Genomic DNA, 12,692 nt, shown 5'->3' with positions numbered 1-12,692 from the left:
CAGTACGTACTGCCAAAGAAAGAAGAACGTCGGAAAGCCGTATGAGGGAAAACCTCACGTACGGTTTGATGAGGAGGAGCTGAAAGTAAAAGAGGAAGTCAGGAAGGCTTCCTCTTTGAAATCAGTTTCTTACTCTACACTACTACTGCCAATTTTTCAACGCTCCAAGAAGTTTTTCTTTTATTTTAATAAAAATACTCTTATCTCCTTTCGTACCTTTCTGTTTATTCCATTCGTTAAAGCTGGCTACGCTGATTAGGATGGTGCCAGCGATCAGCAGGTACGCCCACCATGGCATATTGCCCCAGAATGGCCGTGTTTGGAGGATAATGTTTAACAGTAGTACTCCAGCTCCGACAAAGAAGTAAGATTTAATTCGAAGCCACATTCCAGAAAGCATGGATAAGAGTGAAAGTGAGCCGACTATCAGTGCATCATATATCGTATTGCTTTGAAGTCCATCCTGGACAAGGGCTAGCGCAACAAGAATAAGAATGACCCATTGAATTTGAGCTGTAATCTTCCTCCACTGTCCTCTCATCGATTTTTGCAGGAAAATCCCTAAGGCAATGAATGGTAAGACGATGGCTTCCCGCTCAAAGAGAGCTGGTATATTCAAATGTTCAATTAGGCTGTAGTATGGCTGCAGCAGCCATGCTCCGCTCAGGAATACAACAAATGGTGTACACCAAGCGGGCACACGGCTTTTTTGCAGCCATAAACTGGCAGAAATAAGCAGGCCGGGCAATATTTTAACCCATAATTCCTCATCTATAGAAGCAAAACCGTAGATTAAGAAGAAAAATAGAAACGAAAATATTGTATAGGCATCAATATGTTTTATCCCTAGCTTCCCACCAACCTCCCAGAGTTTAGGGTAAATGAGCTGGCCGGCAGCTATGAGGCCGATTCCTAACACGGCTGGGATTAATTTTGGCAAGGCGCTATCCATATCGAGCAGCTGAACCGCTGTGATGGTAGCGTAATAAATTTGCAGCAGTGGCAGGAATGTGACTAGGTCCCATTTTATATGGTGAAGAAAAACTAACAAAGCTGCAGCGTACAGCAAGGTTACTCCGTACAATTGTAAGTCAAATGGATACTCTGCTATAAATGCCATAATCCCAATAATGGAGAAAGGAACGAGATAATAAATGGTTCTATGTTTAAATTTAGTAGTAGCTGCCAGCCAAAATACAGCTAAAAGAATACTCCCGATCAGGAAGGCAATATGAATCTGGCTGCCAATTAGGAAATCATTTAAGGCTGCAGTAAGGGCCACAAACAGACTCGTAAAGCTTCCATAAAGGAACAGCTTAATAAGCCACTCTTTTTGTACAAACCGCAGTCCCGCAGCATATACTGCTCCGCCGATTAAGAAAACGGGATAGGATTCCTCCCAACTTATGAAAAGACTGATTACTAAAGCACCAGGAAGATAGATATAGCCGATCCAAGCAAACCCTTGAGCTAACACCTGTTCTTTTTTAACCAGAAGCACCGCAATTCCCAAAATCAATAGTGCTCCTAAAAGAAATTGGTACATTTCCAAAGCCTGAGGCCATATGTCCTCTACATGAAGGGCATTTAAAACAGTAAAATAAAAGAAAAGTGCTGTAATTGCTGCTGTGTAGCCAAGGATCTTAAAGCCGCTAAACTTCAACAAACCAATGTACATTACTATTCCAATGAAAAAGACAGCTGGACGAACGAAAACTGGGTCAATCGGATAAGCTAGCGCCATGGCCATTGCTGCTGTGTAAAATCCATTGGCAATAAAAATGGAGCTTTTAAATAATTCGGCGTTTCCTTGTTTTTTCCATAAGAAACAGGTACTGATCAGGAACAGCCCTGCGAATGCAAAATGGACGCTTAATCCTAACACTTCTCTGTAAAAAGCAGAGGAACCTCTAATTTCTTCACCAAAAGCCAGTATAGAAAGCCCTAGTAATGAGGGGGCAACTAAAGGTGCAATCTGAAGATATAAAGTTCGTTTTTCCAGCTTGGGCAGCAGATAGAAAACAAATGACAGGGCCAGAAGCATGATGCCGAGCTCAGTCCAGTTCCTAGAACTGAGCCCGCCAAGTAGTGCAAGATACATAATTCCTATGCCAGTATCTCTTGAGCTTTCTCGGATAATGTTGAGAGACTTATGCTTTATGAAACAACCGGCCGTGACATACAGCAGAATCCCAGCTGAAAATACTGCCATGATTTGACTCTCTGCCAGTAGAAATTCCTGAACAAGACATACTGCCTCATATATCGCTGCAGCAAGGAATATCGGGCTTAAAAAGGTAAATATCTTTCGTTTTGCTGTATTCGCAAGATAAACAAAATTTCCGGCAATTAACAGGTAAGCCATAACGAGTACCCATGAATGGCTGTCCATCTTTAAGAGCAAACCTTCGAAGGTAATATAAAGAAAAGCAAGCAATGAAACGATTGCGCTCGTCCATTGAAAGGCTTTATTCAATGCAAATTGGTCATCAAGAAAGCGAGGAACAGCCAGGAAGATGAAGCCTAAAAGTGCATAAAAGACTGGGCTCGCCTCCTCAAAGGGTGAATGCTCCAACAGCTGGTAGGCACCATATACGAGCATTGCACTAAACACGAAATGGTATTCCTTTTGTCCGCTCACATAAATCATCGATAGATAAATTACAGCGGTCAGCATGAGATTGAAGCCAAACATAACCTGATTATTGTAAAAGAGCAGCATGAAAAGGGTGGACAAAATCAGATTCACCTGGGCAAAAGAGGCCAGTTCTTTGTAAAACAGCTTCATGGTTTGTTGTTTTTTTAGCATATGGAAGGTAACGATTAGCAAGGAATTGTAAACCATTATACCAAGATAGAATCCGTCACTTCCGACATTAAAGGAGCGAAGCAAAAATCCGGCGCCTGCAGTGAGAGAAAAAAACGTAAACCAAACAAATAAACGTGAGCCAAGCCTTTGGGCAAGTTTGCCGTAAATCGGAACTAACACCAAACCAGCGAGAGCACCGAGAACAAAACGCCCCTCTCCCTCTATCGACAAGTAATTGCCTAAGAGTTCAAACCAGCCTAACGAGAGGATAAAAATCGGTAAAAATAAACTCCCGAGGACGATAAAAGCAAACGCTGTTTTTTCGATTTTCAAAAAGCGGTTTGCAATGTAGGCGATACCGTAAAATAACAGAGAAACAAGGGCAATCGATCCTGCTTTCATTATGTCCGTCATCGTATCCCAGTTGCTAGTCGCTACAAACAGTCCGCCAATTAGCAGCATAATGACACCAAGATTTAAAGACCAGCTTATGTTCCGTTCGCGCACCTCTTCTGCAGAAAGCCTTTTTTTCTCAGGCTTTGGTTTTGGCCGTGGCTTAGGATTTTGTATTGTTTGCTGAATAGGATTCGATTTTGAGGCTTGCTGAGCTGACTGAAGCTGTATCTGAGCCTGAGCCTCCTGCTCTCGGCAGTATTCATTATGAGCGTTCGTAACTCCGTCATATTGTTCTTGTGTTATGTGACCGAACTCCTTTAAGCTATGTAACTCACTGCGGAAAACCTTTCTCTTTTCATCACGCGAGATGTAATTCATGTTCATCCCTCCCTACTCCTCTTCCAAATATGACCTTTTAGTGTAATATTACACCATTAATTAAAAATTTCAATCTTTTTTTGCAAAAAAGGTGACAGGCACCATCCATTTTTTTGGATGGTGCCTGTCACCTTTTAAACTCCTTCACCTGTTAAAGCAAGGGACTCCTTCTTTAAACCAGGCAATTTTTTTTCGCAGTTTAACTACTTCTCCTATCACAATCATACTTGGGTTTTCGATTTTTTCCTTCTGTCCTATTTCCACGATTGTACTTAAAGTTCCTATAACAGTTCGTTGTTCAGCTGTAGTGCCCCAGTGGATTAAGGCGACAGGTGTATTGCACTTCTTTCCGTTTTTAACTAACTTTTCGCAAATTGTTTTCAAGTTGCTGACCCCCATATAAATAACTAAGGTATCAACACTCCTAGCCAGGTGTTGCCAGTTTGCACAATCAGGACTTCCTTTTTTCCCATGGCCTGTAACGACTGCAAATGAACTGCCCAATTCTCTATGAGTTACAGGTATTCCTGCGTAGGCAGGAGCTGCTATCCCAGAAGTAATACCCGGTACAATTTCAAAGGGAATCCCATTTTTTGCCAGCGCTTCTGCCTCTTCTGCCCCCCTGCCAAACACGAAAGGATCTCCTCCTTTTAACCGGGTTACTGTTTTCCCTTGTTTGGCATATTTCACTAATAGGCTGTTGATGGTTTCTTGCTTCATCGAATGGTAGTTTGGAAGCTTTCCGCAATAGATGAGGGTGGCATCTGGTTTAGCTTCTTCTAATAAACTTTTGTTAACGAGCCTATCATATAAAATGACATCTGCTGATTTAATGCAGTTTAAGGCTTTTACGGTTATTAAATCCGGGTCCCCAGGCCCTGCTCCAACTAAGTACACTTTCCTCATTGCAAGACCTCCCTAGTATAGGACATAAACATCTTCGTTCTCGACTTCTACCCCGAATGTTTGGACACAGCCTGTATCTGGCTTTTGAACCTGACCATCCGCAATACTTATTTTCCAGTCATGCATCGGGCAAAATACATATTCTCCGCTTATAATCCCTTCGGCAAGGACTCCGCCTCGGTGGGGACACTTATTTTCAATAGCTCGTACCTCACCATTATTCAGTCGGAATAGTGCGACTTCGAGCGAGCCAATGCTAACGGTTTTTCCAAGGTTCCTGGGAAGCTCCGATAAAGTTGACACCTTTTTACGTTGAAGAACTTTTTCCATAAGAGTATCCTCCCGGTTTTTTATTTTGTTTCAACGGGTACCTTTACACTTTTGTAAAGTGAACTTTGTATTTCCTCACTGTTAATGGCTTCTTTCCAAGGATCCTTTAATACAGACAGGGCATCATTCAGGCGCTCATTCAGCTGCTGTTTGTTAGTTTCGTCGTCGATGACTGCTTTAATATGATCGAGTCCCATTCGCTGAACCCATACAGAAGTTCTCTCCAGATAGTTAGCCGTTTCCCGGTAATATTGTAAAAATGCTCCTGTGATTTCCATGATCTCCTCGGTCGTTTTAACCTTGCATAGGAGATCAGCCGATTTTAAGTGAGTTCCGCCGTTGCCGCCAACATATATTTCCCATGCTCCATCGACACCTACAAATCCAACGTCCTTAATCCCTGATTCTGCACAATTTCGCGGACAAGCCGAAACGCCCATTTTAACTTTATGAGGAGTGCCCACCCGTTCAAACTTCTTCTCAAGCATCTGTCCTAGGCTGATTGAATCCTGGGTTCCAAAGCGGCAAAAATTTTCGCCGACACAAGTTTTTACAGTCCTCAGTGTTTTTCCATAGGCATAACCAGACGGCATATCAAGGTCCGCCCAAACACTAGGCAAATCCTCCTTTTGGATCCCGAACAAGTCCATCCGCTGTCCGCCAGTCAATTTGATCAGTTTGACATTATATTTGTCAGCTACATCTGCTATGGTCCTCAAATCCTTTGCGTTTGTTACACCGCCGTACATCCTAGGCACCACTGAGAATGTGCCATCTTTTTGGATATTCGCATGGAGACGCTCATTGACATAGCGGGACTCCCGCTCATCCTCATATTCGGCTGGGTTAATCATTCCTAAATAATAGTTTAGAGCAGGTTTGCACTTTGAACACCCTTCACTAGTTTTCCAGTCTAGGACATTCATAACTTCTCTTGTATGAGACAAGTTTTTATCACGTATTTCTGCAACAACCTCATCTCTTGATAATGTAGTACATTCGCAAATAGGCTCTTTTTGACTGCTTAGGCTGCTATCTGTTCCTGTTGTCAGCCCTAGCAAGTCAGTGACCAATGGTTTACAGCCCCCACAGGATCTTGAGGCGCTTGTGCAGCCTTTTACCTCTTCAAAGGTGTTAAGTCCTTGTGATTGAATTGCTTCAACAATGTCTGCCTTTGTTACACCGTTGCATCCGCAAATGATTTCCTCGTCAGGGAAACCAGCAACAAGGCTAACACCTCCATCCTCAGTTTTTTTGCTTACGAGATAATCGTCAATATCGGACCGTTGATTAATCATTCTCAGCAATTTGCTGCTCTCGCTTGTGTTGCCAAACAATACTGCTCCAGATATTTGCCCTTCTTCAATAAGAATTTTTTTGTAAGTTCCCTGATAATCATTGAACTCTTTTATTGTTTTTGTGTTAGTGTTTTCGTTGATTTCACCAGCAGAAAATACATCTACTCCAGAAACCTTTAGTTTTGTTGAAAGGGTCGACCCTTTATAGCCTTCTCCAGGGATCTCGCATATTTTCTTAGCTAGCGCTTTCCCTTGCTCGTAAAGAGGTGATACTAGCCCATACACTACTTCACGATGTTCTGCACATTCCCCTACTGCGAATACATTCTGAATACCGGTTTCCATATAGTCGTTTACCGTGATGCCGCGCTTTACTGGTATCCCGCTTTCACATGCAAGCTGGACATTTGGCTTAATCCCGACAGCCATAACAACCAAATCAGCTTCCAGCAATTCTCCATCCTTGAAGCGTATGCCTTCTACGCGGTTCTCGCCAACAATGGCTTCTGTTTGCTTATTCATCAAAAAGTTCATTCCTTGGCTTTCAAGCTCTTTTTGCAGTAACTTCCCCGCTGTTTTATCAAGCTGGCGTTCCATTAGGTAATCAAAGATATGAATGACATCCACCTTCATGCCTAAATTCAGTAATCCCCGAGCAGCTTCTAAGCCGAGCAGCCCCCCGCCAATAACGGCTGCTCGCTTATAATGAGCTGAATATTCAATCATTTTTTGACAGTCTTCAATGTTCCGAAAAGCTGTTACCCCTTTTTTATCAGCACCAGGGAGTGGCAGGATAAACGGAAGGGACCCAGTAGCAAGAATTAACTTATCGTATTCGACAGCACGGTTTTTATTTGAATAAATAATTTGGTTTTCTGTATCAACTTTAATGACAGTCTCGCCAGTATAGAGCGTAATTTGATTTTTCTCGTACCAGTTCCAGTCATGCAGTGTAATATCCTCAACAGTAGTATCCCCCTGCAATACCTTTGACAATTGAATTCGATCGTAATTCGGATGAGGCTCACTCCCAAAGACAGTCAGTTCAAATTTATTTTTCTCTAGCTTTATGATCTCTTCTAGACTACGAATGCCAGCCATGCCATTTCCAACTAGTACAATTTTTTGTTTTGTCATATAACGTCCTCCGATCAAGTTAATGTTGAGGTTAATATGTTCCTCATTATAAGAATCCCGAGCGCTTAATTCTACAAACGTGTGAGAAAACCTAACGCGATTTTTAGAACGAAAATACAAAAAAACGCCAGTAACATCCAAATTTCCGGATGATACCTGGCGTATGTTCTAAGCTATAAAAGCTGCTCAAATGGAAACCGTCGGATAGCCCGTTTGCTATTTTTCAGCAAATAACTCCTTTTGGTCCCATTTTCCGTAGCGATAATATAAATAAGCTACTATGCTGCTGACAATAAAGCTGGCACCCATCCCATAGGCAATTCCGGCGTCTCCGAACAGCTTCGCAAATAAAAAGGTTAACGGGTACCTGAGCACCCAGAAGGAGATGATGTTTAAGACTAGAATCTGAAACATAGCTCCCGCTGCGCGTACAACTCCATTTAAAATAAAATTCAAACCTAAAAACGGATAGAAAAAGGCAATTGCCTGAAGATATTGTGAGCCGAAATTTACTGCCTGCTTATCACTAATAAATAAACTGATTCCATATTCGGCAAACAGCACAATGATGAGGGAAAGTGTCAGCATGATGCTAAGCATAAATAAAACACCATAACGAGCAATCTTATGGACTCGGTTCCACTGGCTGGCTCCTATATTTTGTCCAGCCATACTGTTTACAGCAGTCCCGAGTGCCATTGCAGGGAGCATAATAATGCTGTCCAGCCGCTGAGCAGCTCCAAACCCAGCAACTACATCGCTTCCGAATGAATTCACAACACTCATAATGGCCATTACACCTGCAGAGATAACAGCCATCTGTAAACCTGAGGGGATTCCGAGCTCAAGGATGGTTTTAACCTCCTGGCGTCCCGGCAGTTTAGGGAAACTGAACGGAGCCAAATCTTTTTTTAAAATCAAAAACAGGCCATATAAAAATGCAGCACCCTGCGAGACGATTGTTGCATAAGCAGCACCGTGCATCCCCAGGTCTAAGGTTTTAATAAAAATAGGATCTAATACACTGTTAAGAATTACGGCGGCAAACACAAATTTTAACGGAGTCCGGCTGTCTCCTAGTGAACGCAAAACAGTTCCGATAAAATTATAGCCAAATAAAAATAAAATTCCCAGAAAATTAATCTTCAAGTAAATAACCGCGTCTGGAATCATGACCTCAGGTGTTTGCAGGAACCTAAGGATTTGCTCGGCAAATAAATAACCCGCAGCACCCATAGTAATCGACATAAGGGTTAACAGGACCACAAATGCATTTAGGTATCTTCGCAGTCCGTCATCATTATCTTTTCCTTTTTGCTGTGACAAAATGGTCAGGGCGGCATTATTGATTCCAATAATAAAAGATAACACCGTGAATATAACCGTACCAGAAACCGCGATTGCACCAAGAGCGTTGGCGCCTAGTAGGTTGCCGACCCAAAGGCTGTCGACAAATTGGTAAGAAACCTGCAGAAGGTTTGTGAGAATTATCGGAATAGAAAAAACCATCATCTGTTTTAGAATGCTGCCTTCTGTAAAATCTTGCTGACTCATAAAAACACCTTCCATCCAAAAAAACAAGCTTCATAATACTTGCTTCTATTATTTCGCATTTCAGCCGATTTCTCTAATGATAAGCATAAGGAGACTAGAAAAAGCTGGCTGTCTGAACAGCCTAAAATTTTTCGTTCTTTGAGTGCGCCCTTTTATTTTTTATGGACAGCTTGTTTATACAAAGAAAGCTTTAAATTCATAAGATAAAGCATGAGGTTATGAGGAGGTGATGACAAATGCAATCTAGCCTAGCCAAATTCAGATGCCTTCAAAGGAGACTTGAGCGTCTGGTAGACAGTTTATTTGATGATGACAGACAAAAAAGACGCAGACGGCGACGGCGCAAACGTTCAAGTTAATCAATTTAGGGACATGCTTCATTTTACTAGGGGCTCATAATGTTCCTAGTATTTTTTGGCTTGAAATAAATCGTTGCCTCCCATTGACGGATTATTTTTATATTTATAAGAATTTCTTTCCCTAAGATTATGTTTAGACAGGGAAAAGTAGAATTTTCAGGAGACACAACTGAACAGACTCACTTGCAGCGATTTGTGAAAAACTAAAAACAGGCTGTCGAGAAACTCGACAGCCTAAGCTGCCAAGCCTGGCAGCTTTTCTATTTATGGATTCGTAGACCAAAGTCCTGCGGATTTTATAAATACGCGCGGATGAAGTTTCAGCTGAGCAACCATATATTCAGCAAGGTCCTCTGGCTGCATAACTTTTTCGGGATTGCCGTCAGTCAGATTCTGTTCAATGGCTAGGTCTGTTGCAACCGTGCTTGGAGTAAGCGCGCTAACGCGAATATTATGCTTTCTGACTTCAAGCATGAGTGATTCCGTCAAGCCAAGCACCGCATATTTAGATGCGCTGTAAGCACTGGTAACAGGAGCTCCCTTTGTTCCTGCAGTGGAGGAAATATTGATAATGTCTCCCCGCTTTCTTTCGATCATTTCCGGCAATACAACCCTTGTCACATTGTAGACTCCCATTAGGTTCACTCGGACTATATCTTCCCAATCCTGTGGAGACAACTCCAAAAATCCTCCAAACTTCGCAATACCGGCATTATTTATTAAGATATCAATTGGTCCCAGTTCTTCTTTTATATGGCTTACCGCATGACCTACAGCCTCAAGATCAGCCACATCTGCAGCAGCTCCGGAAACTTGCCCATCAAGTCCTTCAAGTTCATCTGATACCTTTTCCAGGTTTCCAAGAGTCCGGCCTAACAAGCCAACATTGACACCTTCTTTAGCGAGAGCTATTGCGGCTGCCCGGCCAATTCCCCTGCCTGCACCAGTGATTAACGCCGTTTTCCCTTTTAAAGATTCCATATAAGTGCACCTCATTCCTAAAATCAATCGTTAATGTTACCCTTCCCTAATCTAGTAACTCCAAATCCTCCTAGGGTTATTCAAACATTAGTCCAGATAATTTCTTTCAAAAACGTTTATAAAGGGGGTGGAAAACGGGTATTAAGGAATATATCCCTTTATTTAATGTTTAAATGTAGAACATTAGCATTAATTTTAAAACAAGGTTATCTTATAAGTATTAGCGAATTTCGAGGAGGTTGTCATTTTGAGTTTACAGAATGAGATTATTCAATCATTGCATGTAAAACCTAGTATCGATCCTAAGGGGGAAATTAGAGACCGAATTGATTTCTTAAAAAACTACCTTACTACTGCAAAAGCGAAAGGGTTTGTGCTAGGCATTAGCGGCGGTCAAGATTCAACTTTAGCGGGAAAGCTTGCCCAGATTGCTGTAGAGGAATTGCGGTCTGAGGGTAAAGAAGCAAAGTTTGTGGCTGTACGCCTTCCATACGGAGTTCAGCATGATGAGGATGATGCCCAATTGGCATTGGACTTTATTAAGCCAGATGAAAGCCACACCTTTAACATCCAGACAACTGTCGGCTCGTTTGCTGATCAGTATGAACAGGCTATTGGGGAACCATTAACAGACTTTAACAAAGGGAATGTTAAGGCGCGTGTCCGTATGATTACTCAATATGCGATCGCCGGACAAGAAGGATTGCTTGTCATTGGAACCGATCATGCTGCTGAGGCAGTTACAGGTTTTTTCACAAAATATGGAGATGGCGGTGCAGATGTTCTACCACTTTCAGGTCTATCCAAGCGCCAGGGCCGGGAATTGCTTAAGGAACTAAAGGCAGAAGAACGCTTATATTTAAAAGTACCAACTGCGGATCTATTGGATAACAAACCACAGCAGGCAGATGAAACAGAATTAGGGGTTTCATACGATGCTATTGACGAATACTTGGAAGGCAATAAAGTGCCAGAAGAAGTTTCATCCAAAATCGAGCAGCGTTATTTAATTTCCCAGCATAAACGGCATAACCCAGCATCCATGTTTGATGATTGGTGGAAGAAATAGACGTAGAAAAAAGGTGCTTCCCTTTAGGAAGCATCTTTATTTTTTGGTTTGTTAAACACGATTCAAAAATGTTAATTGCCTTTATTTCATCAGATATTTATAATAGTAGTAACTGTTATTAGAATATTCTAACTACATAACCAAACAGGAGGAATCCATGAAAAAGCCTTTAAATATTATTGCTTTTGTATTACTGGTAATTATAGGAGTATCGGCATTAAGTAAGGGAATGGAATTAAATTCATTGGGCGCCAGTGTAGATGGAGATGGGATTGGGATATTTTTCTTTGGCTTTGAGATTAATGACCAAGTTCCAGTGAAGAGCATTTCAAATTATACAATGATGTTTTTCCTAACAAGTACAGTAATGATTGCAGGTGCTGCTGCCCTTGCCTATAAGACCCTTTTTAACAAAGAAGGAAAGCACCTTGATAGACAAAGAAAAAACGCATTGAGAGATTGAATCCCATGCGTTTTTTCTTTGTGTATTATTTTGTAAAAGCATCTGTCAATACAGGTACAACTTGCTTTTTACGTGAGACAACGCCCTTTAATACAGCAGTACTGTTTTCCAGGGAAACACCGAATGCTTTTTCAACCGCATCCGTAGAACGTCCTTTTGCAAGCACGACAGAGTCACTTTCGAGAATATCCGTAATAACGAAAACAAACAGATCCAGTTCTTTTTCTGCAATGACCTTCTCAAGGGCTGCTTCCAGCTCTGACTGGCGTGCAAGGACATCCTTGGTATCCACTGTATTAATCTGAGCAATTTCCACTTTGGCAGAACCCATTTGGAATTCCTTTGCATCCAATGAGATCAACTGCTCAATGGTTTTCTGGCTTAAATCTGCACCAGCCTTTAACATTGCTAAGCCGTATTCCTCTATATTCACCCCAGCGATTTCTGCCAATTCATTGGCGGCTGCCACGTCTTCGTCTGTACATGTCGGTGATTTAAATAATAAAGAATCAGAGATAATGGCAGAAAGCATGAGGCCTGCTGTTTCCTTTTCAATTGAAACATTTTTCTCTTTGTAAAGCTTGTTTAAAATAGTAGCTGTGCAGCCGACTGGCTCAGCACGGTAATAAAGCGGACCGCTCGTTTCAAAGTTAGCAATCCGGTGGTGGTCAATTACTTCAATGACCTCGACCTGGTCAATATCATTGGCGCTTTGCTGGCGCTCATTATGGTCAACAAGTATGACTTGTTTCGCTTCACCTGCAACCTGTTCAACTAAGCGAGGAGCTTCAGCTTTGAAATAGTCCAAAGCGTATTGAGTTTCCCCGTTTACTTCTCCTAAACGAACAGGTTCAGCATTTAACCCAAGCTTGGATTTTAGCTGTGCATAAGCAATGGCTGAACAGATTGTATCTGTGTCAGGATTTTTATGTCCAAATACAAGTATTTTTTCCATCATTTCTCTCCTTGATTTTTAGTCTATGTAGGCTCAAAAAACCATCCGTTAATATTA

Annotated in this window: 9 protein-coding genes; 2 read left to right on the top strand and 7 right to left on the bottom strand. The window is 41.8% G+C overall.

What is annotated here, in order from left to right; genetic code table 11:
* Positions 1-142: 142 nt before the first annotated feature.
* From HRJ06_RS09765 to HRJ06_RS09740, 6 genes are all read right to left on the bottom strand, one after another.
* The gene (locus HRJ06_RS09765; protein ID WP_174732483.1) at positions 143-3,583 is read right to left on the bottom strand and encodes a hypothetical protein; all 3,441 of its coding nucleotides are present in this window, start codon (positions 3,581-3,583) and stop codon (positions 143-145) included.
* A 144-nt stretch (positions 3,584-3,727) separates the two neighbouring features.
* Positions 3,728-4,489 carry a uroporphyrinogen-III C-methyltransferase gene (gene cobA, locus HRJ06_RS09760; RefSeq protein ID WP_174732481.1) on the bottom strand — a complete coding sequence of 254 codons (762 nt, stop codon included), beginning with the start codon at positions 4,487-4,489 and terminating at the stop codon, positions 3,728-3,730.
* 12 nt (positions 4,490-4,501) lie between these two features.
* Positions 4,502-4,819 carry a nitrite reductase small subunit NirD gene (nirD, locus tag HRJ06_RS09755; RefSeq protein WP_174732479.1) on the bottom strand — a complete coding sequence of 106 codons (318 nt, stop codon included), beginning with the start codon at positions 4,817-4,819 and terminating at the stop codon, positions 4,502-4,504.
* Between the two features lie 20 nt (positions 4,820-4,839).
* Positions 4,840-7,254, bottom strand: coding sequence for a nitrite reductase large subunit NirB (gene nirB / locus HRJ06_RS09750; protein ID WP_174732477.1), 2,415 nt, complete (start codon positions 7,252-7,254; stop codon positions 4,840-4,842).
* 216 nt (positions 7,255-7,470) lie between these two features.
* Positions 7,471-8,808 carry an MATE family efflux transporter gene (locus HRJ06_RS09745; protein ID WP_174732475.1) on the bottom strand — a complete coding sequence of 446 codons (1,338 nt, stop codon included), beginning with the start codon at positions 8,806-8,808 and terminating at the stop codon, positions 7,471-7,473.
* Between the two features lie 623 nt (positions 8,809-9,431).
* A complete protein-coding gene (locus HRJ06_RS09740; protein ID WP_174732473.1) occupies positions 9,432-10,148 on the bottom strand; it encodes a 3-ketoacyl-ACP reductase in 717 nt (238 codons plus the stop codon).
* A gap of 247 nt (positions 10,149-10,395) precedes the next feature.
* On the opposite strand from HRJ06_RS09740, the gene nadE reads away from it, so the two are divergent.
* Positions 10,396-11,217: an ammonia-dependent NAD(+) synthetase gene (gene nadE, locus HRJ06_RS09735; protein WP_174732472.1), complete on the top strand. Its 822-nt coding sequence runs from the start codon at positions 10,396-10,398 to the stop codon at positions 11,215-11,217.
* 157 nt (positions 11,218-11,374) lie between these two features.
* Positions 11,375-11,680 (top strand): hypothetical protein, encoded by a 306-nt coding sequence (locus tag HRJ06_RS09730; RefSeq protein ID WP_174732470.1) that lies wholly within the window; start codon positions 11,375-11,377, stop codon positions 11,678-11,680.
* 25 nt (positions 11,681-11,705) lie between these two features.
* Here HRJ06_RS09730 and HRJ06_RS09725 read toward each other — a convergent pair whose 3' ends face one another.
* Positions 11,706-12,635, bottom strand: a complete 930-nt coding sequence (locus tag HRJ06_RS09725; protein ID WP_174732469.1) for a manganese-dependent inorganic pyrophosphatase — start codon at positions 12,633-12,635, stop codon at positions 11,706-11,708.
* Between the last annotated feature and the right edge of the window lie 57 nt (positions 12,636-12,692).

The organism is Mesobacillus harenae (genome assembly GCF_013343715.1).
In the GTDB taxonomy this organism is placed as follows: Bacteria; Bacillota; Bacilli; order Bacillales; family Cytobacillaceae; genus Mesobacillus_A; species Mesobacillus_A harenae.
The sequence above is the reverse complement of the archived record's forward strand: the minus strand, read 5'-3'. Positions and strand labels throughout refer to the sequence as shown.